Origin of the sequence: Rhodanobacter humi (assembly GCF_041107455.1) — a bacterium.
Lineage (GTDB): Bacteria > Pseudomonadota > Gammaproteobacteria > Xanthomonadales > Rhodanobacteraceae > Rhodanobacter_A.
In genome coordinates, this window is sequence record NZ_JBGBPY010000001.1 from 747,122 (window position 1) to 773,782 (window position 26,661).

Genomic DNA, 26,661 nt, shown 5'->3' on the forward strand with positions numbered 1-26,661 from the left:
ACAGGCGAAACCCCGTCGGGTTTCCGGAGAGACCATGCCAGACCTCGGAAAGAAGGCCCCCGCCCTCAGCGGCACCACCGGCGACGGCAGCACGCTCAAGCTCGCCGACCTCAAGGGCCAATGGGTAGTGCTGTATTTCTACCCCAAGGACGCCACCCCCGGCTGTACCAACGAGGCGAAGGACTTCCGCGACCTCTACCCGAAGTTCAGGAAGCGCCACGCCGAGATCGTCGGCGTCTCGCGCGATTCGGCGAAATCCCACGCCAACTTCGCCGCCAGGCAGGAACTGCCGTTCCCGCTGCTGTCCGACCCGGACGAGACCTGGTGCCGCGCCTTCGACGTGATCCACGAGAAGGTGCTCTACGGCAAGCGCCACATGGGCGTGGTGCGCAGCACCTTCCTGATCGCCCCGGATGGGAAGCTCGCCGCCGAGTGGCGCGGCGTGAAGGTGCCGGGCCACGCCCAAGCCGTGCTCGACGCCATCCCCGCCAAGTGACCGCCGCCCTTTTCGTCGCAGTCGCCGCGGCATCCCGCATGCCGCGGTCCCGTTGCATCTCCACTCACGAGGTTCCAGCCGCATGACCGGAAGCAAGCGCATCTACGCCCTCGATACCAATGTGCTGCTGCACGACCCGACGTCGCTGTTCCGCTTCGAGGAACACGACGTGTTCATCCCGATGACGGTGCTGGAGGAACTGGACGAGAAGAAGAAAGGCGCCTCGGAAGTCTCGCGCAATGGCCGCCAAGTCAGCCGTTTCCTCAACGAGCTGATCGTGCGCGGCAACGGTCACGGCATCTCGAACGGCCTGGAGCTGGCCAGCCCGCAGGGCATCAAGCTCAAGCGCGGCGGCGCGGTGGGTCGGCTGTACTTCCAGCAGCGCACCAGCGCGAACCACGGCAAGGCGGACAACCTGATCCTCGCCGCGGTGATCGAGCTGCGCGACCAGAACCCCGACCGCGCGGTGATCCTGGTCAGCAAGGACATCAACCTGCGCATCAAGGCCAAGATCTACGGCATCGATGCGGAGGATTACGAGAACGACCGCGCGCTGGACGACTTCGCCCTGCTCTACACCGGCTCGGCCGCGCTGCCCGAGGACTTCTGGGACAGGCACCCCGAAGTGCAGTCGTGGAACGAGCGCGGCCGCACCTACTACAAGCTCGACCGCCACGAGGACGAGGACTGGTACCCCAACGAATGCCTCTACCTGCCCGGCGAGGGTGGCGTGGAACTGCGCGTGCTCAAGATCGAGGAAGACAAGGCCACGTTCGCGCTGATGGACGACCACAGCCATGCGAACCACCACGTCTGGGGCATCGCCGCGCGCAACCGCGAGCAGAACTTCGCGCTCAACGCACTGATGGACCCGGACGTGGATTTCGTCACCTTGCTCGGCACCGCCGGCACCGGCAAGACCCTGCTCGCGCTCGCCGCGGGCCTCGCGCAGGTGATGGACCAGCAGCGTTACCGCGAGATCATCATGACCCGCGCCACGGTCTCGGTCGGCGAGGACATCGGCTTCCTGCCCGGCACCGAGGAGGAGAAGATGACGCCGTGGATGGGCGCGCTCACCGACAACCTCGAAGTGCTCGCCAATCCCGAGGAAGGCGGCAGCTGGGGCCGCCAGGCGACGAACGACCTGCTCGCCTCGCGCATCAAGATCCGCTCGCTGAACTTCATGCGCGGACGCACCTTCCTGTCGCGCTACCTCATCATCGACGAGGCGCAGAACCTCACGCCCAAGCAGATGAAGACCCTGATCACCCGCGCCGGCCCCGGCACCAAGATCGTGTGCCTCGGCAACGTGGAGCAGATCGACACGCCCTACCTCACCGAAACCACCTCCGGCCTCACCTACGCGGTCGACCGCTTCAAGCAATGGGAGCATTCGGCGCACGTCACCCTGCGGCGCGGCGAGCGCTCGCGGCTGGCGGATTTCGCATCCGAGGCATTGTGAGAAACGCACCACCCATCGCCCTCACCATCGCCGGCTCCGATTCCGGCGGAGGCGCGGGTATCCAGGCCGACCTGAAGACCATCCACGCGCGTGGCGTGCACGGCTTGTCGGCGATTGCCGCGATCACCTCGCAGAACACGCGCGGGGTGACCGCGGTGCACCCAGTGCCGCTGGCGCACATCCGCAGCCAGATCGCCGCGGTGTTCGACGACTTCCCGATCGGCGCGGTGAAGACCGGCATGCTGGGCAGCGCGGCGATCGTGCGGCTGGTGGCGCGCGAAATGGCGGCACGCAAACCGGCGTGGCTGGTGGTCGATCCGGTGATGATCGCCACCAGCGGCGCGCGCCTGCTCGACGAGGGCGCGATCACGGTGCTGGTGGACGAACTGATCCCGTTGGCCGACGTGCTCACGCCCAACCTGCCCGAAGCCGAGGCGCTGCTGGGCTATCCGATCCGCAACGCGAAGGACTGCGCCCGCGCCGGCAACGAGCTGCGTGAACTGGGTGCCAAGGCCGTGCTGCTCAAGGGCGGTCACGGCAGCGGCCGCGAGGTGGTGGACCGCTTCTTCGACGATCGCGGCGTGCTGGAACTGCGTCACCCGCGGCTGAAGCTGGAGGCCCACGGCACCGGCTGCACGCTGGCCTCGGCGATCGCCGCCGAACTGGCCAAGGGGCAATCGCCCCGTGGCGCCGTGCGGCGCGCCGTGGCCTACGTGCAGCGCGCGCTGACGCGGGGCTACCAGCCCGGCGGCGCGCCACTGCGCGTGTTGTCGCACTAAACCGACACCCGGCTCATTCACGGCTAGCGCAGTAGAATGACGCTTTGCCCTGCCGCCTGAACCGATGACCCCGCGCCTCGTCCTGTTGATCCTGATCCTGCTGTTCGCGCTGTGCGTGCTGCTGGTGCACCTGCGCGGGCGCGCGCGGCTGCGCTTCGACCGCCAGCTGGTGGATCACTCCGCGATCTTCGCGCCGTACAACCTGCTGATGTACGCGTTCTCCGCGGTGCCGGCGCGACCTATCCTCGACCGCCGCGGCTTCCCGCAGCTGGACCTGCTGCAGGCGAACTGGCAGACCATCCGCGAGGAGGCGCTGTCGCTGTTCGACGAAGGGCATATCCGCGCCGCGCAGAACGGCGCCGACGCCAGCTTCAACAGCTTCTTCAAGCAGGGCTGGAAGCGTTTCTACCTGAAGTGGTACGGCGAACCGTTGGCCTCGGCCGAGGCGCTGTGTCCGAAGACGGTGGCGCTGCTGAAATCCATCCCCAGCATCAAGGCGGCGATGTTCGCCACGCTGGCGCCGAACAGCCGGCTCAATCCGCACCGCGACCCGTTCGCGGGCTCGCTGCGCTACCACCTCGGCCTGATCACGCCGAACTCGCGCGACTGCCGCATCTTCGTCGACGGCGAGGAGCACGCCTGGGGCGACGGCAAGGACGTGGTATTCGACGAAACCTACGTGCACTGGGTGGAGAACAAGACCGACCAGACCCGGGTGATCCTGTTCGCCGATGTGGAACGCCCGCTGCGCACGCGCTGGATGAGCGCGATCAACCATCGCGTGGGAGCGTTCATGGGCAAGATCACCGCCTCGCCGAACACCGAGTCGCCGGAAGAAAAGACCGGCTTCGTCAACCGCGTGTTCGCGCTCAACCAGCGCAACCGCGAGCGCAACCGCGCGTTCAAGAAGAAGCACCCGAAGCTGTTCCGCGCGCTGAAATACCTGGGCATGCTGGTGCTGGCATGGCTGATCGTCTGCGCGCCGTGGCCGTTCGTCCGCTGACGCGGTAACGCCAAGGCCCGCCCGCGCGTCCTTGCTGTGATCCCTTCGAGGAAACCGCCATGGATCCGCAAACCGCCCTGTTCCAGCAACACCGCCAACGACTGTTCGGGCTGGCCTACCGCATGCTCGGCACGCCCGCCGACGCCGAAGACGTGTTGCACGACGCCTGGCTGCGCTGGCACGCGCAGGACACCGCCGCGCTGGACGACCCGGAGGCGTGGCTGGTCACCGTGACCACCCGCATCGCGCTGGACAAGCTGCGCCGCGCCAAGACCGAGCGCGAACACTATCCCGGCCCATGGCTGCCCGAGCCACTGGTGGAAGAAACCGCACCGGCCGCAAACACCGGTGCCGAGACGCCCGAAGCCCTGCTGGAGCGCGACCAGAGCCTCACGCTCTCCTTCCTTACCCTGCTGGAACGGCTGGGCCCGGAGGAGCGCGCCGCCTTCCTGCTCAACGAGGTGTTCGACTACAGCCATGCCGAGGCGGCCGCCATCCTCGGCATCAACGAGAACGCCTGTCGCCAGCGCGTGCACCGCGCCCGGGCGCGGCTGCGCGAGGACCGTCCGCGCTACAGCGTCGATGCACGCGCCCAGCAGCGCCTGCTGCAGCGCTTCGTGACAGCCATGGAACAACCCACGCTGGAATCGCTGCAGGCGCTGTTCGCCGAGGACGCGATCCACATCTCGGACGGCGGCGGCGTGGTCGCCGCCACCTTGCACCCGCTGCACGGCGCCGAACGACTGGCGCGGCTGTACCTGCAGATCGCCCACAACACGCGCCTGCAGCCGCTGCGCTACAGCCTGCGCACGCTCAACGGCGCGCCGGCGCTGCTGGCCTGGGCCGGCGACACGCTGACCACCGCGATCTGGATCGAGGGCGACGGCGAGCACATCACTGCCATCCACGCGCTGCGCCATCCGGGCAAGCTCGCGCGCCTGGCGGCGACGGTCACGAATCCGCAGGCCGGCGCGTCCTTGCATTGAGCGGCCCGATCCGGTCGTCATTACCCACTACCGAAGGAGTCACCCCATGACCCGCATTTCCATCCAGCGCCACTACGCCACCATGCAGCCGCTGATCAAGCTCGGCGAGGAGATCCGCGCACGCGGCCACCTCGATGCGAAGCTGGCCGACTTGATCCTGATGCGCTGCTCGCAGATCAACGGCTGCGCGTTCTGCCTGGACATGCACAGCAAGGACGCCCGCGCCGCCGGCGAGACCGAGCAGCGCCTGTACCTGCTGCCCGCCTGGCGCGAGACCAAGCTGTACAGCGAGGCCGAGCAGGCCGCCTTGGCCTTCGCCGAGGAACTCACCGAGCTGCCCTCGCACGAGTCGGTGTCCGACGCGCTGTACGAGCGGCTGCACCAGCATTTCGACGACGCGGCCGTGATCGACCTGATTCTGCTGATCGGCCTGATCAACACCTGGAACCGGCTCAACATCGCCGTGCGCACGGAAGGCGGCCACTACAAGCCCGCGTCGCACTGACGCGGCAGGCGCATCCGCGCAGGCCTCAACCGCCTGCGCGGATGCGCGCGAACATCCCACGCGCCTTCGCCTGCATCGCACCCGGCAGCGATTTCAGCCGCAACGCCGGCTGCTCGACCAGGTGCCAGGACAACACCGCCAGCAACATGGCCAGCGGCCACGCCAGCAGGATGTTGCCTGCCGGCGTCAGCCGCGGCGCGAGATGCGCCACCAGCTGTTGCATCGGGTAGCCCCACAGGTACAGGCCATACGAGTAGTCGCCGAAACGCAGGCAACCCAGCCACGGCGATGCATAGGCAAAAGCGAACACGAAGGCGGTCAGCGCCAACGCGAACGCGAACGGATAGAGCGGCGTTGCGTGCAGCAGCCACGCCAGCGCGGCCAGCCCAGCCACGCACCACCAGCCCGTCGGAATGCGCTCGCGGTTGACGCAGCAGAACACGCCCAGCGCGAAATAACCGGCCAGCCGCAGGAACGAAGCCAGCGGCACCAGCGGCACGTGTGCGGGAGCCAGCAGTCCGCAAACGAACAATGCCGCCAGCAGCAGATGGCAGCACCAGCGCCGCGACAGGATGCCCAGCACGCCCGCCAGCGCTACCCACAGGTACATGCGCACCTCGGCCGGCAGCGTCCAGATCGAGCCGTTGACGAACGCCAGCTTCGGGTTGCCGGTGAACACGCCGGGCAGTTCCCAGACCAGCCCCTTGCCCAGCTGCACGTTCTTCGTCACGTAGCGCACCACCTCGTGGCTGCCGTAGTAGTCATGCAACGGCAGGCCGGTGCACGCGGCGCCCAGCACCAGGGCCGTGCCCAGCAGGCAGAGCAGATAGGCGGGATAGATGCGCAGCAGGCGCGCCCACAGGAAATCCCCAAGGTGCCGCCGGCGCAGGTAGCTGCCGGCGATCATGAAGCCGCTGACCACGAAGAACACGTTCACCGCCAGGTCGCCGGAATAGCTGCCCCAGCCCAGCCAGACGAAGATGTCCGGCCAGCCCCGGCCGCCGGTGATGGCAGGCGCATGGCCGTAGATCACCAGGCTCGCCGCCAGCAGCCGCAGCAGCAGGAAATTGTCGCGACCCACGGCCAGGCCATCGGCCGCGGTGGTGATGCGCCGCATCGCCGGACCGCGCCAGCCGCCTCGCAAATCCGACAGCCACTCCCTCGCCCTCATGCACACTCCCGTCGACCGGCAACCGACGCCAGCGACATGGCGGCAGGCGAACGCGCATCTTAGCGGCAGCACCCGCCATCAAGCCGGGGCCGGACACGTACGAATCCGCCGGATCGCACCCGCACGGACCGTCAGGCCGTACGGTTCCGCCGCCCCGGACGAGGCCGGGCGCCCGCCGCCGCATGCTGGCTGCTCCTCCCGACGAGCGGAAACAGTCCCATGCACGAACGATCCGCCAGGCTCCTGCGCGGCCTGGCCATCCTGGCATTCGCCGTGCTTTCGATCACGGTCGCCACCTACGCCTTCGCCTACCTCTATCGCGAGCACTCGCCGTACAACCGCTTCGCCGCCCAGTTCGCCGTATCCGGACTGGACGTGCCGGCGCACTTCTTCGGCGCCGGCCTCGCCCTGCTGCTGACCCCGCTGCAGCTGAGTGCGGCCGTGCGCCGGCTCGCGCCTCGCCTGCACCGGGTGAGCGGCTGGCTCACCGCCAGCGGCATCCTGGTGGCGGCCCTCGCCGCCCTGTCGATGTCACGGCACACGCAGGGCGGCGCGGCAAGCGGCGCGCCGCTGGCGGTGCTGGCCCTGGCCTGGCTGTTCTGCATGGGCAAGGGCATCCGCCGCATCGTGGCCGGCGACGTCGCCGGCCACCGTCGCTGGATGTGCCGCACCGCCGCGTTGACCTTCGCCGCGGTGACCCTGCGGCTGATCCTGGGCGCCGGCATCGCGCTGCACCTGCCGCCCCTGTCCGTCTACGTCTTCGCCACCTGGGCCTGCTGGCCACTCAACCTCGCCGTGTGCGAGCTGCTGCTGCGCCAACGCAGCGCCCGCCCGCATCCTTCCGCCATCGCACTGGCCACGCATTCGTGAAACACGGGAAGAACGCCATGACCACACGCATCCTGAAAATCATCCTTGGCCTGGTGCTGCTCGTCGTGCTCGCGGGCGCGGCTTGGCTGGGCACCGCTGGCCGCCCCCTGCTGCTCATCGCCACCGGCTCGACCAGCCAAGGCCTGTGCGAAGCGGCTTTCGTCAGCCATGTCGACCCCGACCGCGTATTCCGCGAGCAGCACGCGCCGCAGATGCGCGGCCTGGCCTGGGCGGTCCGCCGGCACGTGGATCGCACGCGGCGCGAGGCACGCGTCAGCGTGCTGGGCGCCTTCGATGCGCGCGCCGTGTTCCGCCCCGGACTGGGCTGTCTGCTGGTCCACGGTGACGGCCCCGTACCCGAGGCCGCGGGTTTCGAACCCTCGCCCATCGCCAGCCCATATCCGGATCGCGTGGTCGGGTCGGACGACCCCGCCGTCCGTGCCGCGCTCGAGCGCGCCTTTGCCGAACCCGATCCCGCGCATCCGCGCAACACCAAGGCCGTCGTCGTGCTGCACGACGGCCGGCTGATCGCCGAACGCTACGCGCCGGGCTACGGGCCGGACACGCCGATCTGGGCGCACTCGCTGACCAAGTCGCTGACCCATGCGTTGATCGGCATCCTGGTGCGCGAAGGCAAGCTGCGACTGGACCAGCCGGCGCCGATTCCCGCCTGGCGACGGGTCGGCGACCCGCATGGCAGCGTGACTGTCGACCAGTTGCTGCGCATGGACAGCGGCCTGCCGTTCGACGAGACCGATGGGGTAGTGAACCCGCTCACGCGCATGGCCTTCCTCACGCGCGACATGGCCGGCTATGCGGCGGGCACGCCACTGGCGCATCCGCCCGGCACCCACTGGGCCTACGGCAACCTGGACTACATGCTGCTCGGCCGCGTGGTCACCGACGCCGCCGGCGGCAGCGCCGTGGACGCCGAACGCTTTGCGCGGCGCGAGCTGTTCGCGCCGCTGGGCATGGCGCACACCGTGATCCAGACCGATGCCACCGGCAGCCTCGCCGGCTTCGGCGGCAGCTACGGCACTGCGCGCGACTTCGCCCGCTTCGGCCAGCTCTACCTCGATGACGGCGTGGTCGACGGCCGGCGCATCCTGTCCGCGGGCTGGGTGGCCTACAGCCATTCGCAGACGCTGGACACCGGCTACGGCGCCGGCTTCTGGCTGAACATCAAGCACGACACCCGGGTGCCGGTGTGGAACGCGCCCTGGGGCATGCCGCAGTTACCGAGGGACATGTACTACGCACGCGGTGCGTTCGGGCAGTACGTGGTCATCGTGCCGTCGGAAAAACTCGTGGTGGTGCGCATGGGCATCTCGCTGGACTACGGCGACCACACCGGCGATCTGGTGGCGGCGATCATCCAGGCCCTGCACGCCCGACCGTCGCCGTGAGCGACTGCGCCTTGCGGTAGGCGCTGGGCGTGTCGCCGACCTGGCGCTTGAACGCGGCGTTGAAGGTGGACTTGGAGGTGAAACCGCAGGCGTAGGCGATGTCGAGGATGCTGCGCGTGTCGCCGACGTCGGCGAGGCAGGCGCGCGCCGCCTCCACGCGCAGCCGGTTGATGTAGTCCCAGAACGTGCCGCCGAAGCGGCGGTTGATCACCGTCGACACCAGGTACTCGGGATAGCCGCTGCGCTTGGCCACCTGGCCGATGCTCAGCGCCGGCTCCAGGTACAGCGGCGCGGCGCCGTCCATCAGCGCCGCGAGGCGTGCCTGCACCGCGTCGTAGCGTGCATCGTCCGGCTCGGCGCTCGCGGCGGGCGCAGCGGGTTCATCGCTCGCGGACTCAACTTCTGGCTCGACCGCCACCGGCGGCTGGCCCAGGCTGAACCAGCCCACCACGCAGATCCAGCCCGCGATGGCGCCGAACAGCAGGCCGTAGTTGAGGATCGGCAGGTAAACCAGCGCCTGCACGATGGCGATGCACCAGATCACCACCTGGCAGGCCGCCATGGCGTCGACCCAGCGCAGCGACAGGCGATCCGCGTCGGAACGCCGCTCGCGCAGGCGTCGCCGATAGCGATGCACCCGGACCAGCGCCGCCGCCACGTAGCTGAGGCTGTAGACGAACAGCGCGATGTCGAACCAGTGGCCGATCGAGCGCTCGCCGGCAATCCAGCTCGCCGACATCGCCTGCAGCCGCGCCGGGCTCGCCAGCAGCACGTGGCCGGTGACCAGCAGCATCGCGGCGAAGCCGAGCAGGTGCATGAGGTCGCGCCAGCGGAAACCGACGCCCCGGGTCAGCGCCCGCACGTAGAGGAAGAACAGGCTGCCGTACAGGAACGGAAACAACGCCACGAAGCGGTAGGCGCGGAACCACTCCGGCGCCAGCGTGTGCCAGTAGGCCGCCTTCACCGCCAGGTCGAGGCCGGTCAACGCCACCCACACGGCGAGCAGGCGGTTCGCCTCGCGGTTGGCGGAGCGGCGCCACAGCGCCAGCGCCAGCAGCGCGGCCTGCACGGCGGCGGCGATGTAGACGTAAACCCAGAACGCGATGTCCATCGGAGGGTCGTGCGGCAGGCTGGAAACGCCCATGCTAGCAACCGCCGGCGCGTGCTCCAAAAACGACAAGGCCGCGGACGATGCCGCGGCCTTGCGTGGTCACGTCGCGAATGGTCAGGCCGCGACGCGCTTCGCGATGGCCGCGCCGAAGCTCTCGGTGCTGCCCTTGCCGCCGAGGTCCGGCGTCACGCTGTCGCGGTCGTTCGTCATGGTGTCGCGGATCGCGGCGCGCAGCTTGTCGCCCTTGTCCACCATGCCCAGGTGGTCGAGCATGTCCGAGGCGGCCAGCAGCAGCGCGCAGGGATTGGCGATGCCCTTGCCGGCGATGTCGGGCGCGGAGCCGTGCACCGCCTCGAAGATCGCCGCGTGCTCGCCGATGTTGTCGCCCGGCGCCAGACCCAAGCCGCCGACCAGTCCGGCGCAGAGGTCGGACAGAATGTCGCCGAACAGATTGGTGGTGACGATCACGTCGAACTGCTCGGGCTTCATCACCAGCTGCATGCAGGTGTTGTCCACGATCATCTCGTTGAACTCGATCTGCGGGTATTCCTTGGCGATCTCGCGCGCCACGTTGAGGAACAGGCCCGAGGCGGTCTTGATGATGTTGGCCTTGTGCACGGCGGTGACCTTCTTGCGGCCCTTCTTCACCGCCAGCTCGAACGCGTAACGCACGATGCGGCTGGAACCCTTGCGGGTATTGCGCACCATCGAGATCGCGGTCTCGCCGTCCTCGGACAGGCTCTGCCCCTCGGACAGGTACGCGCCCTCGGTGTTCTCGCGCACCGTGATGATGTCGATGTTGTCGAAGCGCGCCTTGGTGCCGGGGAAGCTCACCGCCGGACGCACGTTCGCGTACAGGTCGAAATGGCGGCGCAGGGTGACGTTGATCGAGGTGAAGCCGCCGCCGATCGGCGTGGTCAGCGGGCCCTTCAGCGCCACCTTGTGCTCGGCGATCTTGTCCAGCGTGGCCTTCGGCAGCAGGTCGCCGTGCCTCTCCAGCGCCACCATGCCGGCGTCGACAAAGTCGTACTTGAGGCCGCAGTCCAGCGCGTCGAGCACGCGCAGCGTGGCGGTCATGATCTCCGGGCCGATGCCGTCGCCCGGGATCACCGCGATGGTCTTGCTCATGGGGGGAAACTCCTTGGGGAATGAAACCGTCGATCGGCGCCGGGAGAGCGGCGCACGGGATCGATAACCCTGCAATTATCGCCCATCCGTACGGCAGCGAACAGCCGGGAGCGTGCGCAAGGCGTTGAAAATCCTCGCACGCAGCGTTGCGGGAAATGGCATGCCCGGCTCGTCTTCCTCTCCTCTTGAGGGAAGAGGATCGAGGTAAGGGGTCAATCTTGCGGCGACGCCCGATCAAAGCAGGCTTCGCACTGACTCTGTCGCAAGACCCGCCCCTCACCCCAGCCCGTTGCTAGGCTCGTTCCTCGCCAATCAACCCCGGCCCTCGCGCCGGCGCTCGGGCGCTCAACCATGTGCGAGCCCGTGGCTCGCAAGCAACATGGTTTCGCCCCCCGCGTGGAGAGGGAGAAAAGCGCGTCAGGCGTGGTCGGCGCAGCTACCGGCCGAACCGGCGTCACCGGCTTCCAGTTGGTCGAGGAAATCCACCGCGCGGCGCAGGTGCGGGATCACGATGGAGCCGCCCACCACCAAGCCGACGCTGAACGTCTCGAAGAACTCCTCGCGCGTCACGCCGGCGTCCTTGCACTGCGCCACGTGGTAGCTGATGCAGTCGTCGCAGCGCAACACCATCGAGGCGACCAGGCCCAGCAGCTCCTTGGTCTTCACGTCCAGCGCGCCGGGCTTGTAGGTCTGCGTGTCCAGCGCGAAGAAGCGCCGCACCACCTGGTTGTCCTCGGCGAGGATGCGCTCGTTCATGCGCTGGCGGAACGCGGTGAACTCGGCCAGGCGATCCTTGCCGCCGTCCTTGCCGTCGCCTTGGACCCCGCTCATGCGGTCTCGCCCAGCAACTCGGCCAGCTTGCCGCTGCGCTCGGCGGCCACCAGGTCGTCGTAGCCACCCACCAGTTGGTCGTTGACGAAGATCTGCGGCACCGTGCGGCGGCCGCCGCTGCGCGCCAGCATGGCGTCGCGCTGCGCCGGATCGGTATCCACGCGGATGTCTTCCCAGCTCAGGCCCCTGGCCTTGAGCAGGTTCTTGGCCGCCACGCAGTACGGGCAGACCGCGGTGGAATAGACTTCGATCTTGGACATCACGAAACTCCGATTGCCTGCGCCGCAAAATGGGGGCGAAAGCCCCTGGAACAAGCCGCTGTACGGTGAACCGACACCGCCGCACGCGGTCATCTATTGAATAGTGCGACCAGGATGGCCGCCCGTTTGGTCCTCGCGATCAAGGATGATCGCAGCAGTCGCTCATTGTCCCGCAAACCCATGCCCATGTCGCCACGACGCCCCGCCAAGCGCCTGCTGACCGCCCTGATCCTCGCCGGCCTCGCCTTCGCCGCCGGGGCGCAGGATCGCCTGCCCGACCTCGGCAGCTCGGCGAACGCGCTGATCTCGCCGCAGGAGGCGCAAGACTACGGCGCCGCGATGCTGCGCCAGATGCGCGCGCTGGGCATGGTGGTGGACGACCCGCTGCTGGACGACTACATCAACGATCTCGGCTTCCGCCTGGTGGCCGCCTGCGCCAAGCCGCGCGACCACTTCGCGTTCTTCATCGTCAAGGACGACGAGATCAACGCGTTTGCCGCGCCCGGCGGTTACATCGCGGTGAACTCCGGCCTCATCACGATCACCCGCAACGAGAGCGAGCTGGCCGGCGTGATCGCCCACGAGATCGGCCACATCACCCAGAACCACCTGCAGCGCGCATTCGAGGCCTCGAAGAAGGACGCCCCGCTGATGGCGCTGGTGCTGCTGGGCGCGATCGCCGCCGGCACCGCCGGCCGCGGCGCCGGCGACGCGCCGACGGCAGTGTTTGCCGCGGGTCAAGGCCTGCTCGCGCAGAAGCAGATCAATTTCACCCGCAAGGACGAGATCGAGGCCGACCGCGCCGGCATCCAGACGCTGGCCAACGCCGGCTTCGATCCGAACGCGATGGCCGCGTTCTTCGGCCACATGGAAGACGTGATGAGCGCCGGCGCCGGTGGCCAGGTGCCGTCCTTCCTGCAGGACCACCCGGTCACCAGCGACCGCATCGCCGACGCCAAGGCGCGGGCCGGCGCGCTGATCGCCGCGCAGAAGCTGCGCCCTTCCGGCGACACCCTGCTCAAGGGCCAGTGGGAGCAGATCACCGCGCCGATGCCGTTCGTGCGCGCACCGCTCCGGCTCGACCGTCATGCCGCCGATCCGAACGGCCTCGACACCTACGCCTTGATGCGCGAGCGGGTGCGCGTGCTGTCCGGCAACGCGCTACGGCTGGCCACCTGGTACAGCAGCAACCTCAAAGACCACCCGGAGTTCGACACGCCGGCGAACCGCTACGGCTATGCGCTGGCGCTCACCCACAGCGGCCGCGGCGCGCAAGCGATGACGCAGCTCGAACCGCTGCTCAAGACGCACCCGGGCAGCCTGATCCTCACCCTGGCGCAGGCCGACGCCGAACTGCAGGCCGGCAGGCGCGACGCCGCGCTGGCGCTGTACCACCAGCTCAACGAGCAATCGCCGCGCAACCGCGCGGTGGCGCTGGCCTATGCCACCGCGCTCACCGAACACGGCGACAAGACCCAGGCCGCCACCGCGGCGGACCTGCTGCGCCCGCTGCTGCAGGACAGCGATCAGCCCGAGATCTACAGCGCCTACGCCCGTGCCAGCGACAAGGCCGGCGACGGTGAACGCGCCGGCGAGGCCTTCGCCGACGCCAGCTACTACTCCGGCCGTCCATTCGACGCGATGGAACAGCTGCAACGCCTGCTCAAGCGCGACGACCTCAGCTACTACGCCCGCGCGCGCATCCAGGCGCGCATCGCCGAACTCACCCCGCTGGTGCTGGAACTGCGCAAGCGCAAGATCGCCACCCCGGACAACCCCGCCACCCGTGACGGCTCGCAGCAGTTGCAGCATCAGCAGTGCGCCGGACGGCTGTGCTTCGGCCTGGATACAAGCTCTCACTAAAAGTGCGGCAAGGATGGCCGCTTTTGTGAATAGTGCGGCCATGGATGGCCGCCCGTTTGATTTTGCACTCATGGACGAGTGCACGGGTAACCACTCACGGACGAGCGCACAAATAACTCGCACAAGTAACCCATGTCATCGCCGCGTAACATTTCTGCACTGCAATATCACGGTCACAGGCCAACGGACGCTGACGCGTGCACAAACGCATCCTGATCGTCGAAGACGAAACCTCGATCCGCGACATGATCGCGTTCGCCCTGCGCAAGGCGGACATGGAGGCGATGCAGGCCGCCGACGCCCGCGCCGCCCAGCTGGCCATTTCCGAGCAGGTGCCCGACCTGATCCTGCTGGACTGGATGCTGCCGGGCATGAGCGGGCTGGAACTGGCGCGCCGCCTGCGCAAGGAGGAGCTGAGCCGGGAGATCCCGATCATCATGCTCACCGCGCGCGGCGAGGAGATGGACCGCGTCAACGGCCTCGAGGCCGGCGTCGACGACTACGTGGTCAAGCCGTTCTCCACCCGCGAGCTGATCGCGCGGATCAAGGCGGTGCTGCGGCGCAGCCACGGCGACGACGGCGACGGCGTGGTGGAGCTGGGCCGGTTGCGCATCGACGGCCCCGCGCATCGCGTCTACGCGGGTGACGAGCCGGTGACGATCGGCCCCACCGAATACCGCCTGCTGCACTTCTTCATGACCCATCCCGAACGCGTGTACTCGCGCGCCCAGTTGCTCGACCACGTGTGGGGCGGCAGCGTCTACGTGGAGGAGCGCACCGTGGACGTGCACATCCGCCGCCTGCGCAAGACGCTGGAACCGTGGAAGCTGGAAGACATGGTGCAGACCGTGCGCGGCAGCGGCTACCGTTTCTCGCTGAGTGCCTGAGGGCCGGGATTCGGCAAGGGTCAGCCGCCTGGTCTCCCGGCCTGCCGGGGGAGAGGATCAGGCCGAGGGGGGAACGCCTGTAAGCTCTTCGCATCAGCCCCTGCCCAGCCATCCGATGCCCACCACTCCTCGCTGGAAACTGCCCGCCGCCTGTTTCGCCGCCCTGCTCGCCGGGGCGCTGCTCGGCTGGCTGGCCGGCGGCCACGTCGCGACCGGCGTGGCGCTCGTCGCCGTGGCGGAAATCGTCTTGCTGCTGACTCGCGACCGTCATCCGGCGCGCCCCATCATGGCGTCAACCGTTGCCGCGAAACACAACCGACTCATGACGCGCTCCCGCCGCCTCGCCTCCAGTCTGCGCGACCTGCGCCGCACCGCCAGCCAGCTACCCGACGGCGTGGTGTTGCTCGACGCGGACCAGCGCGTGCGCTGGTTCAACCATGCCGCGGAAAACCTGCTGGGCCTGCGTTCCCCGCACGACCGCGGCGCGCCGCTGGGCCAGCGCCTGCCGGCTTCCGAACTGGTCGACTGGCTGCACCAGGACGAGCGCGAACCGCTGCACGACACCGTGGCGCCGGGCCGCCCGGACAGCCAGATCAGCGTGAGCCTGCTGCCGTTCGGCCGCCGCCAGCAGGTGCTGCTGGCGCGCGACACCAGCCACGTCACCCGGCTGGAGCAGATGCGCCGCGACTTCGTGGCGAACGTCTCGCACGAGCTGCGCACGCCGCTCACCGTGATCCACGGCTACCTTGAGCTGATCGATCCCGAGGACGCGCCCGCGCTGGCGCCGGTGCTCGGCGAGATGCGCGCGCAGTCCAAGCGCATGGGCCAGATCGTGGAGGACCTGCTCACCCTGTCGCGGCTGGAGACCCAGCACCGCGTCGAGGACGAGCGCGTGCCGATGGCGCCGCTGCTGGCCACGCTGCGCAAGGAGGCCGAGGCGCTCAGCCAGGGCCGCCATCGCGTCGCGGTGGAAGCGGATGCCGGGCTCGACCTGCTCGGCTCGCCCAAGGACCTGCACAGCGCGCTGTCCAATCTGGTCAGCAACGCGGTGCGCTACACCCCGGCCGGCGGCAGCATCACGATACGCTGGCGGCGCAGCGATGACGGCGCGACCTACTCGGTCAGCGACACCGGCTACGGCATCCCCGCCAGCCACCTCGCCCGGCTCACCGAACGCTTCTACCGCGTCTCCTCCAGCCGCTCGCGCGGCAGCGGCGGCACCGGGCTGGGCCTGTCCATCGTCAAGCACGTGCTGAACCTGCACCAGGCGCGACTGAGCATAGCGAGCGAGCCGGGCCGCGGCTCCACCTTCGCCTGCCATTTCGGCCCCGAGCGCCTGCTCGCACCCTCCAACGGCCACGACGAAAGCTGAAGCAGCATGCGGTGCGTCGCGCACCGGCCGGCGCGCTTGCGCCAGAATGCACGCATGTCACGCCCCGTCGCCCAAGCGCCCGCACACCCCGACCTCGCCGCACCCGAGCTCTTCCTCAGCCGCGAGCTGGCCGCGCTGGAGTTCAACTTCCGCGTGCTGGCGATGGCCCGCGACGACGCGGTGCCGCTGCTGGAACGGCTGCGCTTCCTCAGCATCGTGGCGAACAACCTCGACGAGTTCTTCGAGGTGCGCGTGGCGATGCTCAAGCACCACCACGCCTACGGCTCGGCCGCGCCGGGGCCGGACGGCCTGTCGCCGCCGGAGCTGCTGGCGCGCATCCGCGCCCGCGTGCTGGAGCTGGTCGCCGAGCAGTACCAGATCTGGCAGCAGGAGCTGCGTCCGCAGCTGGATGCGGAGCGTATCCACATCCTCACCCGCAAGCAGTGGACTCCGCGCCAGCGGCGCTGGCTGCAAGGCTATTTCGAGCACGAAGTGCTGCCGGTGCTGTCGCCGCTGGGGCTGGACCCGGCGCATCCGTTCCCGCGCATCCTCAACAAGACGCTGAACATCGCGGTGGTGCTGAAGGGCCGCGACGCATTCGGCCACGAGGGCCACATGGCGCTGGTGCGTGCGCCGCGCTCGCTGCCCCGGATCATCCGCCTGCCCGCCGAGGTGTGCGGCGAAGGCGAGCACTTCGTGTTCCTCGCCGAGCTGCTGCAGGCCTTCGTCGACCTGATGTTCCCCGGCTTCAAGGTGGTCGGCTCCTACCAGTTCCGGGTCACCCGCAACAGCGAGCTGATGGTGGAGGAGGCCGAGGTGGACAACCTCGCCCGCGCGCTCAGCGAGGAGCTGGTCGGGCGCGGCTACGCGCGGCCGGTGCGGCTGGAAATCGCCACCGACTGCCCGCAGGCGATCACCGCGATGCTGACGCAGAACTTCCAGCTGGAAGAGGCCGACGTCTACCGCTGCGACGGCCCGGTCAACATCATCCGCGCCGGGCTGATCTGCGACTGGGTGGACCGCCCCGAGCTGAAGTACCCGCGCTTCACGCCGCAACTGCCGGCGGGGCTGGAGACCGGCCGCGACAAGTTCGAGCTGATCGCCCAGCGCGACGTGCTGCTGCACCACCCCTACCAGAGCTTCGCCGCGGTGATCGACCTGCTGCGCCAGGCCAGCACCGATCCACAGGTGCTGGCGATCAAGCAGACGCTGTACCGTGCCGGCGAGGACACCCCGCTGGTGGATCTGCTGGTAGAGGCGGCGCGCCACGGCAAGGACGTCACCGTGGTGATCGAACTGCGCGCGCGCTTCGACGAAGAGGCCAACATCCGCCTCGCCACGCGCCTGCAGGAGGCCGGCGTGCAGGTGGTGTACGGCGTGGTGGGCTACAAGACCCACGCCAAGATGATGCTGATCGTGCGCCGCGAGGATGACACGCTGCGCCGCTACGCCCACCTCTCCACCGGCAACTACCACCAGATCAACAGCCGCACCTACACCGACATCGGCCTGATGACCGCCGATCCCGAGATCGGCGAAGACCTGCACAAGGTGTTCCAGCAGCTCTCGGGCCTGGGTCCGCGCATCGCGCTGAAGCGCCTGCTGCATTCGCCGTTCACGCTCTACACCGGCGTGATGGAACGCATCGAGCGGGAGACGGAACTGGCCCGTGCCGGCCGCCCCGCGCGCATCGTGGCCAAGCTCAACGCGCTCAACGAGGCGCACGTGATCGAGGCGCTGTACCGCGCCTCGCAGGCCGGCGTGGAGATCGACCTGATCGTGCGCGGCGCCTGCACCCTGCGCCCCGGCCTGCCCGGCGTCTCGGAACGCATCCGCGTGCGCTCCATCGTCGGCCGCTTTCTCGAACACAGCCGCGTGTACTGGTTCGGCAACGATGGCGCGCCGGAGCTCTACTGCGCCAGCGCCGACTGGATGGAGCGCAACCTGATGCGCCGCATCGAAATCGCCTTCCCCATCCGCGACCCCGAACTCGCCGCGCGCGTGTACGCGGAAACCCTCGCCAACGGCCTCGCCGACAACACCCAAGCCTGGCTCCTGGACAGCGACGGCCGCTACACCCGCGCCACCCCGGGCCGCCACGCACCCTACAGCGCGCAGCAGGCGCTGCTGGACAAACTGTGCCCGTGAAACAGGGACGGAGTCCAGGCTCCATCACCTTGTTCTCGCCTCGTTTCACTACAGCCAGTGCGACAAATCCCGTTCGAGCAACCGGGCCAGCCGCTCTACATCCGGGCGGCAACGCTGGTACAGCTCCTCGTCGCGCGGCAACCGTTGCTTCCTGCCCCGCGCCAACACGCGGATGCCGTTCAATACCCGCCGCCTTGCCTGGTAAGGCGCAATGGCCTGAACCACACGCTTGACTGCGCTGTTGCGGTAAACACGATGCACCGCGCGCTCAAGCGGGGTTTGGGCGGGCGCTTCGTTGTAGGCACGGAACTCCGGCGCGAACGAATCGTCGACCTGCAGAAACGCGAGCAGCTGACGATAAGTCTCTTTCGGCGCAGCGACCATGTCCTCCAGAAGAACCACCTTCATCGCATCGCGGCCAAAGGTATCGAAATAGCGCTCTACCTGCGGTGCGAAGCGCGCGACGGAAAAATAATCGAGACACTTCGGAATGGTCGTGTGCGGCGGGATCCGCAAACCGTTCCGGCGGTCTTCGCCGGCCGCGATCGCCTCGTAGAAATCGGTGATGTCCTCGCGCGCGGTGATATGACGAATGCAGTGGGCGTGTCGCGAATGCATCTGCTCGACCGGCGGACGCAGCATGATCAGTATCCGCGCGTCGGGGCAGAACTGCTTGATTCGCGACGCCGCCTGCTCGCTGAACAGGTACAACACCGAAGCATCGCCACGCCACTTGGCATACTCGCTGCCGCGATACAGATCGAGGTATTCGCCTTCGTCCTTGATCGAATCCCGCTCGCCGATTTCGAGCTCCGGGCAGAAGTAATGAGGCTCTTTGGCCCGCCCGAGCTTCGCATCGTCGAACGGGAAAAATATCTGCGGATGCTGACGCAAGTAGTGATACATCGACGTCGTGCCGCATTTCGGCGCCCCGACCATGAAGAGGTTTGGCGTCGGCCTGTCGTGGATCATGCTCGAACTCCGCGCAAAGGCGATGTCTGATGACCATCCGCAAACGCGGCCATGGTACCGCTCCGCCGTGACTGCGGAAATCAGGACGCACGGCGCAGGTTCTTCCGGATCGGAGATCTCCATCGGCCGCTCGCCATCGTCGACTCCACTGCACAAAACCCTGTGCGATCAGCCTAGGCTCGCGCTTGCACATCAGCCCTTGCGCCAGGAATGCCGCATGCGGAGTGACCCAGCGGACAGCGGCAACTCCCCGTGACCCTTGCCCTCGTCGCAGGCTCCAGTCCACCCGTCGCAGCAGGCGTGGGCGTCACGCTTGCGCCCATGCCTTGCGCAGTTTCTTGCGCGGCATTTTGTCAAGAATCGTTCATTGCCCACGCGTAGCGTGGACGCGCTCCGGCCCCTGTCCGGCGCTCATCCGGCCCTACCCAAGGACACTCCATATGACGAAGCTTCTGCTCGGCCACTCCTTCCGCCAGCGCATCGTGGCTGTCATGGTGATTGGCGCACTTGCTGTCAGCGGCATCGCCAGTGCCGACGATTATTCGCACGGACACGGCTTTCAGTTTCTGCCCGGTAATCTGGTGGTAAGTCGCAGCGTTTACGACAACAAGAGCAGCAACATTGCTGTCGGCACCATCCTTGCGCCGAACTGCGCAAACACCACTGGCGGCTGCGGTGCAGCAACCGGCGCTCCCTATGACGGCAGCTATCCCTAATGTCTGGAACAACGATCTCTACGACGGCAGTTTCGGCATCACGGCGCGAATCTTCCTGGATCAGCTGACTCCCGACGGCTGGCTGATCAACTCGCTGGAGGTACCCAACAGTTCCCTGCCCACCGCGATGGCGGGCCAACTGGTCACCAGCTTCAGCTCCAAGTCGGAGCTGGCCTTGAATCTGTCGCTGGATCACAAGTACCTGACGTTCATGGGCTATGTCGCCCCCGTCAATGCACTCGACGTGTCCAACTCGAACACTGCCGGCGCCGTCGACCCCACCAACCCGGATGGCCAGAATTTCCATCGTGCGGTGGCGACGGTGGATCGCCATGGTCGCTTCAGCTTCACGGAAACCAATGCCTACAGCGGCAACAACGGGCGCGCCGCCATCCTCAATGATCGCGGCGATGCCCATTATTTCTACACGGCTGGCAATGCGGGCAACGGCAGCAACCCGCAGCCAGAGGGCGTCGTGCTGGGCGCCGGCGCGCAGTTCATCACACCGGTGTCGCTGCCGGAGGTATTGCAGACGCCTGGCGTCAGCATGCCGGTAGCCAGCTTCTCGCTGACCGCATTGGGGCAGAAGGCCGACAAGATCGGCAAGGACGACAATTTCCGCGGCATGACCGTGTTCAACAACGTGCTCTATTACACCAAGGGCAGCGGCGGGAACGGCATCAATACGGTCTACTTCGTGGATACGATGGGCAAGGCCTGCCCCAACGGCGTGGGCGTGCCGGTGCCCGGTGCCGCTCTGCCCTCCGCTCCGCTGCCCTACGACGCAAGCACGCTGGCCAAGACAGGTCTGCCGACCAACATGTGCGTGCTGGCCGGTTTCCCGTCGACGCCGAACAAGACGGCGACGACCGTCGCCTATCCGTTCGGCATCTGGTTCGCCGACGCCAACACTGTTTATGTGGCCGACGAAGGCGATGGCTACGCCGGCGGCAGGGACTTGCACACGCACGCCGCGGCGCAGACCACCGCCGGCCTGCAGAAATGGGTAATCGATGCGGCGACGCAGAGCTGGAACCTCGCCTATACGTTGCAGGCCGGGCTGGGCCTGGGCAAGCCGTACACGGTGCGCGACTATCCGATCGGGACCAACTCGGCCACCAACCTGCCCTGGTCGCCCGCCACCGACGGCTTGCGCAACATCACCGGTCGCGTCGATCGTGACGGCAAAGTCACGCTCTGGGCCGTGACATCCACGGTGAGCGGCAACGACGACACCGGTGCCGATCCGAACCGGCTGGTAGCGATCCGCGACGACTTGAAGAACACCACGGCAACCGCTGCCGCGAAGGAGTCATTCGTGACCTTGCGCGGTGCGAAGTTCGGTGAAGTGCTGCGCGGCGTGTCGTTCGCCCCCGGTGACGACGACGATCACCGCCGCTGACACTTGAGCGTGGGTTGACGGCGCGGCCTGGCCACGCTGCAGGGTGAATCGAGGGGCCAGCAGACATTACCTACGGAGAGGGTATGTTGCTGGCCCCTTGTTTGTCGGGACGCCGAACGGACGGACCACTGATCATCCGGTTTTCGTCGCAGCGCCACGGTACCGCCGATTCAATCGCGAGCATGCGGCATGGCGGGCTTGCCCAGGGCGCGCCGTGTCATGCCGCGTGCGGATGCGGCATGATGTGCGTCGCGGCACACATCTCCGCCGACAAGGAACCCGCGCTTGAGCCAAGCCGACCAGACCCCGATTCGCGACGGCGAGCTGCTCGCCGCGGTGGACATGGGCTCGAACAGCTTCCACCTGATCGTGGCGCGCATGGAGCACGGCGAGCCACGGGTGATCGACCGTCTGCGCGACAGCGTGCGCATGGCCGCGGGCCTGCGCAGCGACGGTTCGCTGGACGCCGACCGCCGCGCCCGCGCGATGGACTGCCTGGCGCGCTTCGGCCAGCGCATCGCCGGCCTGCCTTCGCAGCGGGTGCGTGCGGTGGCCACCAACACGGTGCGTCGGCTGGCCGCGCCGCAGGCCTTCCTTGGCGCCGCCGAGGCCGCGCTGGGCCATCCGATCGAAGTGGTGTCCGGCCGCGAGGAAGGCCGTCTGATCTTCCTCGGCGCCGCGCACGACCTGCCCGCCTCGCGCGAGCCGCGGCTGGTGATGGACGTGGGCGGCGGCAGCACCGAGTTCATCATCGGCCGCGGCCTCGCGCCGCTGCACACCGAGAGCGTGCAGGCCGGCTGCATCGCCTCCACGCTGCGCTTCTTCCCCGGCGGCAAGCTCAACCGCAAGCGCTGGCAGCGCGCGCGCGGCGAGATCGGCGTGCTGTTGCAGCAGTTCGCCGAGGACTACCGCGAATCGGGCTGGCAGGATGCCTACGGCTCCTCCGGCAGCGCCAAGGCGATCGGCGCGGTGGTGCAGGCGATGAAGCTCAGCGACGACGGCATCACCCCCGCCGCGCTTGCCGGGCTGCGCGACGCGATCCTCGCGCAGGGCACGATCGCCGCGCTGAAGCTGCCCGGCCTGGTGGAGGAACGCACGCCGGTGCTCGCCGGCGCGGTGGTGATCTTCGAGGCCGCGTTCGAGGCACTGGGCATCGCGCGCATGCGCGTGTGCGAGAGCTCGATGCGCGAGGGCCTGCTGTGGGACCTGCTCGGCCGCGCCGCCGGCAGCGACCCGCGCACGGGCAGCATCGACGCGCTGGCCAGCCGCTACGGCGTCGACCGCGCCCAGGCGCGGCGGGTGGAGTCCACCGCGCTGCAGCTGTTCGACCAGGTGGCCAAGGCCTGGAAGCTGGACGGCGAGGCGCGCGAATGGCTGTCCTGGGCCGCGCGCGTGCACGAGATCGGCCTCGCCATCGCGCACAGCCAGCACCACCACCACGGCGCCTACATCCTGCGCCACGCCGACCTCGCCGGCTTCTCGCGGCAGGAGCAGCAACTGCTCGCCGCCGTGGTCGAGCTGCACCGGCGCAAGCCGGACAAGGCGGTGATCGCCACACTGCCCCAGCGCTACCGCCAGCTGGCCCGCTACACCACGGCGCTGCTGCGCCTCGCGGTGCTGTTCCGCCGCGGCCGCCGCGCCGAATCGCTGCCGCCCATGAAACTCACCGCCACCCGCCAGCGGCTGCGCCTGCAATTGCCGGCGGCGTGGCTGGAACAGCACCCGCTCAGCGAGGCCGACCTGCAGCAGGAACAGGCGCCGATGGCGGAGCTTGGGATGGAACTGGAGTTGTCCGCGGTTTGATTCAGGCGGTACTAGTGCGATTCGTCCGGAATCGCCGTAGCGTGCGGATGCCGGCAGGCTTCAAGCTCTCGCTCCGCTCTCGCGCCACCAGCGGCCATCCATGGCCGCACTCTTCACAAAACCTCTCAACTCCACACAACGACGTGGCCGCGTATCATGCGCGGATACTTCGGAACGCTCGACGCCATGCCCAAGCTCAAGCTCGCCCTGCTGCTCCTCACCGCCGTCCTGCTCGCACCCGCGCTGCAGGCGCAAGATGCCAAGCCGGCGCCCGCCGCGGCCAATCCCGAAGTGCTGCTGCACACTTCGCAGGGCGACATCATGCTGGAGCTGTATCCGGACAAGGCGCCGAAGAGCGTGGCGAACTTCCTGCAGTACGTGCGCGACGGTTTCTACGCGGGCACGGTGTTCCACCGCGCGATCCCCGGCTACCTGCTCCAGGGCGGCCTGTACACGCGCGAGCTGCAACCGCGGCGCACCCGTCCGGCGATCGCCAGCGAGGCGGACAACGGCCTGTCCAACCTGCGCGGCACCGTGGCGGTGGCGCGCGGCGCCGACCCGAACTCCGGCACCTCGCAGTTCTTCATCAACCTGGTGGACAACCGCCGGCTGGACTTCGTGGGCAACCAGAGCGGCCTCACCTGGGGTTACGCGGTGTTCGGCAAGGTCATCAAGGGCATGGACGTGGTCGACAAGATCGCCGCCCTGCCCACCCGCGGCATCGGCCCGTTCGCCGCCGACGTGCCCAACCCGCTGGTGGTGATCGAGGGCGCCCAGGTGATCGGCGAGGCCGCGCCCGCCGCCGCCGCGGCCAGCGCACCCGCCCCAGCCGAACCTGCCGCCACGCCCAAGCCCGCGAAGCGCAGCGCCCGCAAGCCCGTAAGCGGCGGCTGAGGCGGCTGATGGGCACGCTGTTCATCGCCGACCTGCACCTGGACGACAGCCGGCCGCAGATCACCACACTGTTCGAACGCTACCTCGCCAGCGACGAGGTACGCCGCGCCGATGCGCTGTACATCCTCGGCGACCTGGTCGAGGCCTGGATCGGCGACGACGACGATGCGGAGCTGCCACAACGCATCGCCACCGCCACCCGCGCCGTGCGCGAGGCCGGCGTGCCGGTCTACTTCATGGTCGGCAACCGCGACTTCCTGCTCGGCGAGGACTACGCCCGTCGCGCCGGCTTCGAGCTGCTGGAGGACGGCACCGTGCACACGCTGCACGGCCGCCCCACTCTGCTGATGCACGGCGACGTGCTGTGCACCGACGACACGGCCTACCAGACGGTGCGCAGGCAGGTGCGCACGCCGGAATGGAAGGCGCAGATCCTCGCCATGCCGCTGGAAGCGCGCCGCGCCTTCGCCGCGAAATCGCGTGCGGAAAGCCGCGCCCACACCGGCAGCACGATGGAAGCCATCATGGACGTCAATGCCGGCGCGGTGGCCGAGTCGATGCGCCAGGCCGGCACGACGCGGCTGATCCACGGCCATACCCACCGCCCCGCGATCCATCATTTCAAGATCGACGGCCAGCCCGCCGAGCGCATCGTGCTGGGCGACTGGTACGAACAGGGTTCGGTGTTGCGCGTGGACACCGACGGCGTGGAGCTGCGCGGCCTGCCGACAGGCTGAAAAACGCCCGCAGGAGCGGCGTAGGAGCGGCTTCAGCCGCGATTCGCGCCGGTCGCGGCTGAAGCCGCTCCTACACGCTCTCGCCGACGACGGCCGTCGCTCAGCGCACCCTCACCTTGCTCTTGGACACGTACCACGTGCCCAGCAGGAAATCCCACAGCGGCGAGGTGACGCCGTAGTTCTTGTCGGGATGGTGGTGGTGCACGTGGTGCACCGCCGCCCACTTGCGCGCCAGCGGATGGCTGAAGCGGCGACGGTGGATGATCAGGTGGCTGAAGCCATACAGTGCGTAGCCGAACGCGATCGCCCCGGCGAGCAGCAGCGCGATCGCCAGGGGCAGCACCAGGGTCAGCACCGCCGCGAGCAGCAGAATCACCGCCGGCGGGAAGAAGAACGGCAGCGAGTCGAAGCCCAGCGGCTTCTCGTGATGCAGGGTATGGCCTTCCTCAAACAGCGGCACCGGCCCGTGGAACAGCCAGCGATGGAAGGCGTACTCGATGAAGCTGAAGACGAACAGGCCGACCAGCACCACCAGCACCGCTTGCAGCGGGCGGTTGTGGTCTACCCAGAGCGCCGCGCCGAGCAGGGCGAAACTGACCACGAAATCGGCGGCCTGGCCCACCCAGTAATTCGCACGGGTGGACGACATCCGCGCGATGGCCTGCAGCACGCCATGGCCGCGGACCTCGCTCGATTCCGTCGACGGGCGCATCGCCTCACCCATGGGCAAGCCTCGCGCCTATCCGGTTTGTCTGGCCTCTATCCAGCGTCATCCTCTACTCCTTCGACCGGCTTCCACGGCAGTTCCATGGCTGCCTTCACGGCGGCATCACCGCCCGCGCAAGCTTACCGCGCCCTGTCCAACGGCGGGCATGGCGCCGGTTCTGCCGCCTCACGCGGTATTCAGTCGCGCGCGCGGCATCGGCGCGATTATTCCAGCAGTTGCCCGATCCGTGCATCCTGCTCACGCCACAAGGCATTGATCCAGGCCTGGAAACGCTGGCGGAACGCCTCATCGCCCTCGTAATCGCCGCGGAGGCCGGGCTCGATCAGGCGCTGGCGCAAGCTCACCCGCACCTCGCGCAGGCGCCCGGCGATCAGGTCGGACAGGCTGCACGGACCGCCGGGATAGACGATGGCGACCTCCAGGATGGCCTGCAGGCCGTCGCCCATCGCATCCAGCACGAAGGCCACGCCGCCGGCCCGCGGCCGCAGCAAATGCCGGTAGGACGAGCCCTGCGCGTCGTGCTTGGCCGGCGTGAAGCGGGTGCCCTCGACGAAGTTCATCACCGACACCGGCAACTGGCTGAATTTCGCGCAAGCGCGGCGGGTGACCTCCCGGTCCTTGCCCTGCAGTTCGGGATGCTTCGCCAGGGTTTCCCGCGAGTAGCGCTTCATGAACGGGAAATCCAGCGCCCACCAAGCCGGCCCCATCAACGGCACCCAGATCAGCTGGCTCTTCAGGAAGAAGCGCAGGAACGGGACGCGCCGGTTCAGGATCTTCTGCAGCACCGGAATGTCCACCCAGCTCTGGTGGTTGGCCAGCACCAGGTAATTCGCGTCGCGGCGCAAGCCGTCCAGGCCATCCACCTGCCAGCGGATGCGCGTGAACAGCTCGAACAGCGCGTTGTTGACGCCGATCCAGCTTTCCGCGATCGCGACCAGCATGCGCGAGCACAGGCGCCGCCATGCCGCCAACGGCAGCAGCAGCTTGAGCAAGGTGAGCGCGAACAGCGGCAGCACGTGCAGCAGCACGTTGAGCACGAGCAGCAGGATGACCAGCGGCACGCGGATCAGGCCGGGCAGAAAGGAAAGCATCGGAAACCCTGTGACTGACGAGAGCCCGAGCATAACGGCCC

The 26,661-nt window shown here is 68.2% G+C and carries 25 protein-coding genes; 17 read left to right on the forward strand and 8 right to left on the reverse strand.

Annotated elements, in window-relative coordinates:
• Window positions 1-34 precede the first annotated feature (34 nt).
• The 6 genes from AB7878_RS03530 to AB7878_RS03555 all read left to right on the forward strand — a co-directional run bounded on the left by AB7878_RS03530 (window position 35) and on the right by AB7878_RS03555 (window position 5,231).
• On the forward strand, window positions 35-496 hold the full coding sequence (locus tag AB7878_RS03530) for a peroxiredoxin (RefSeq protein WP_369493030.1): 462 nt from the start codon (window positions 35-37) through the stop codon (window positions 494-496).
• Window positions 497-578: 82 nt separating this feature from the next.
• Window positions 579-1,958, forward strand: coding sequence for a PhoH family protein (locus AB7878_RS03535; RefSeq protein WP_369493031.1), 1,380 nt, complete (start codon window positions 579-581; stop codon window positions 1,956-1,958).
• Entirely contained in the window at window positions 1,952-2,737 is a 786-nt protein-coding gene (thiD, locus tag AB7878_RS03540; protein ID WP_369495712.1) for a bifunctional hydroxymethylpyrimidine kinase/phosphomethylpyrimidine kinase, read from the forward strand. Before AB7878_RS03535 ends, thiD begins: the two co-directional genes overlap by 7 nt.
• 64 nt (window positions 2,738-2,801) lie before the next feature.
• Entirely contained in the window at window positions 2,802-3,740 is a 939-nt protein-coding gene (locus AB7878_RS03545; RefSeq protein WP_369493032.1) for an aspartyl/asparaginyl beta-hydroxylase domain-containing protein, read from the forward strand.
• A gap of 59 nt (window positions 3,741-3,799) precedes the next feature.
• Window positions 3,800-4,726, forward strand: a complete 927-nt coding sequence (gene sigJ, locus AB7878_RS03550) for an RNA polymerase sigma factor SigJ (protein WP_369493033.1) — start codon at window positions 3,800-3,802, stop codon at window positions 4,724-4,726.
• 46 nt (window positions 4,727-4,772) lie between these two features.
• Window positions 4,773-5,231, forward strand: coding sequence for a carboxymuconolactone decarboxylase family protein (locus AB7878_RS03555; protein ID WP_369493034.1), 459 nt, complete (start codon window positions 4,773-4,775; stop codon window positions 5,229-5,231).
• Window positions 5,232-5,256: 25 nt separating this feature from the next.
• On the opposite strand, the gene AB7878_RS03560 is transcribed toward AB7878_RS03555, so the two are convergent.
• Entirely contained in the window at window positions 5,257-6,402 is a 1,146-nt protein-coding gene (locus AB7878_RS03560) for an acyltransferase family protein (protein WP_369493035.1), read from the reverse strand.
• Between the two features lie 219 nt (window positions 6,403-6,621).
• Between AB7878_RS03560 and AB7878_RS03565 the strand changes: the two genes are divergently transcribed.
• Together AB7878_RS03565 and AB7878_RS03570 are read left to right on the forward strand one after the other, a co-directional pair.
• On the forward strand, window positions 6,622-7,272 hold the full coding sequence (locus AB7878_RS03565; protein ID WP_369493036.1) for a DUF2306 domain-containing protein: 651 nt from the start codon (window positions 6,622-6,624) through the stop codon (window positions 7,270-7,272).
• A gap of 17 nt (window positions 7,273-7,289) precedes the next feature.
• Window positions 7,290-8,678, forward strand: coding sequence for a serine hydrolase domain-containing protein (locus AB7878_RS03570; protein WP_369493037.1), 1,389 nt, complete (start codon window positions 7,290-7,292; stop codon window positions 8,676-8,678).
• On the opposite strand, the gene AB7878_RS03575 is transcribed toward AB7878_RS03570, so the two are convergent.
• The 4 genes from AB7878_RS03575 to grxC all read right to left on the reverse strand — a co-directional run bounded on the left by AB7878_RS03575 (window position 8,644) and on the right by grxC (window position 12,008).
• Complete coding sequence (locus tag AB7878_RS03575) at window positions 8,644-9,822, reverse strand: helix-turn-helix domain-containing protein (protein WP_369493038.1); 1,179 nt, start codon at window positions 9,820-9,822, stop codon at window positions 8,644-8,646. The genes AB7878_RS03570 and AB7878_RS03575 overlap by 35 nt on opposite strands.
• Before the next feature lie 81 nt (window positions 9,823-9,903).
• On the reverse strand, window positions 9,904-10,917 hold the full coding sequence (locus AB7878_RS03580; RefSeq protein ID WP_369493039.1) for an isocitrate dehydrogenase: 1,014 nt from the start codon (window positions 10,915-10,917) through the stop codon (window positions 9,904-9,906).
• A 417-nt stretch (window positions 10,918-11,334) separates the two neighbouring features.
• Window positions 11,335-11,748, reverse strand: a complete 414-nt coding sequence (locus tag AB7878_RS03585; RefSeq protein WP_369493040.1) for a carboxymuconolactone decarboxylase family protein — start codon at window positions 11,746-11,748, stop codon at window positions 11,335-11,337.
• Complete coding sequence (gene grxC, locus AB7878_RS03590; RefSeq protein WP_369493041.1) at window positions 11,745-12,008, reverse strand: glutaredoxin 3; 264 nt, start codon at window positions 12,006-12,008, stop codon at window positions 11,745-11,747. The genes AB7878_RS03585 and grxC overlap by 4 nt, the downstream gene beginning before the upstream one ends.
• Window positions 12,009-12,188: 180 nt before the next feature.
• Here grxC and AB7878_RS03595 point away from each other — a divergent pair, with 180 nt between their 5' ends.
• The 4 genes from AB7878_RS03595 (at window position 12,189) to ppk1 (ending at window position 18,278) form a co-directional block, all read left to right on the forward strand.
• Complete coding sequence (locus AB7878_RS03595; RefSeq protein ID WP_369493042.1) at window positions 12,189-13,871, forward strand: M48 family metalloprotease; 1,683 nt, start codon at window positions 12,189-12,191, stop codon at window positions 13,869-13,871.
• A gap of 197 nt (window positions 13,872-14,068) precedes the next feature.
• A complete protein-coding gene (phoB, locus tag AB7878_RS03600) occupies window positions 14,069-14,758 on the forward strand; it encodes a phosphate regulon transcriptional regulator PhoB (protein ID WP_369493043.1) in 690 nt (229 codons plus the stop codon).
• Between the two features lie 286 nt (window positions 14,759-15,044).
• Window positions 15,045-16,130 (forward strand): phosphate regulon sensor histidine kinase PhoR, encoded by a 1,086-nt coding sequence (gene phoR / locus AB7878_RS03605; protein WP_439653817.1) that lies wholly within the window; start codon window positions 15,045-15,047, stop codon window positions 16,128-16,130.
• Window positions 16,131-16,184: 54 nt separating this feature from the next.
• Complete coding sequence (gene ppk1 / locus AB7878_RS03610; RefSeq protein ID WP_369493045.1) at window positions 16,185-18,278, forward strand: polyphosphate kinase 1; 2,094 nt, start codon at window positions 16,185-16,187, stop codon at window positions 18,276-18,278.
• A 48-nt stretch (window positions 18,279-18,326) separates the two neighbouring features.
• Here ppk1 and AB7878_RS03615 read toward each other — a convergent pair whose 3' ends face one another.
• Window positions 18,327-19,250, reverse strand: a complete 924-nt coding sequence (locus AB7878_RS03615) for a sulfotransferase (protein ID WP_369493046.1) — start codon at window positions 19,248-19,250, stop codon at window positions 18,327-18,329.
• A gap of 440 nt (window positions 19,251-19,690) precedes the next feature.
• Here AB7878_RS03615 and AB7878_RS03620 point away from each other — a divergent pair, with 440 nt between their 5' ends.
• The 5 genes from AB7878_RS03620 to lpxH all read left to right on the forward strand — a co-directional run bounded on the left by AB7878_RS03620 (window position 19,691) and on the right by lpxH (window position 24,802).
• Complete coding sequence (locus AB7878_RS03620; RefSeq protein WP_369493047.1) at window positions 19,691-19,966, forward strand: hypothetical protein; 276 nt, start codon at window positions 19,691-19,693, stop codon at window positions 19,964-19,966.
• Window positions 19,947-21,368, forward strand: coding sequence for a hypothetical protein (locus AB7878_RS03625; protein WP_369493048.1), 1,422 nt, complete (start codon window positions 19,947-19,949; stop codon window positions 21,366-21,368). The genes AB7878_RS03620 and AB7878_RS03625 overlap by 20 nt, the downstream gene beginning before the upstream one ends.
• Window positions 21,369-21,653: 285 nt before the next feature.
• Window positions 21,654-23,171: a Ppx/GppA phosphatase family protein gene (locus tag AB7878_RS03630; RefSeq protein ID WP_369493049.1), complete on the forward strand. Its 1,518-nt coding sequence runs from the start codon at window positions 21,654-21,656 to the stop codon at window positions 23,169-23,171.
• A gap of 186 nt (window positions 23,172-23,357) precedes the next feature.
• Window positions 23,358-24,065: a peptidylprolyl isomerase gene (locus tag AB7878_RS03635; RefSeq protein WP_369493050.1), complete on the forward strand. Its 708-nt coding sequence runs from the start codon at window positions 23,358-23,360 to the stop codon at window positions 24,063-24,065.
• An 8-nt stretch (window positions 24,066-24,073) separates the two neighbouring features.
• Entirely contained in the window at window positions 24,074-24,802 is a 729-nt protein-coding gene (gene lpxH / locus AB7878_RS03640) for a UDP-2,3-diacylglucosamine diphosphatase (protein ID WP_369493051.1), read from the forward strand.
• Window positions 24,803-24,902: 100 nt separating this feature from the next.
• On the opposite strand, the gene AB7878_RS03645 is transcribed toward lpxH, so the two are convergent.
• Together AB7878_RS03645 and yihG are read right to left on the reverse strand one after the other, a co-directional pair.
• Entirely contained in the window at window positions 24,903-25,526 is a 624-nt protein-coding gene (locus tag AB7878_RS03645) for a sterol desaturase family protein (RefSeq protein WP_369493052.1), read from the reverse strand.
• A 206-nt stretch (window positions 25,527-25,732) separates the two neighbouring features.
• Window positions 25,733-26,620 (reverse strand): 1-acylglycerol-3-phosphate O-acyltransferase, YihG family, encoded by an 888-nt coding sequence (gene yihG / locus AB7878_RS03650; RefSeq protein WP_369493053.1) that lies wholly within the window; start codon window positions 26,618-26,620, stop codon window positions 25,733-25,735.
• Between the last annotated feature and the right edge of the window lie 41 nt (window positions 26,621-26,661).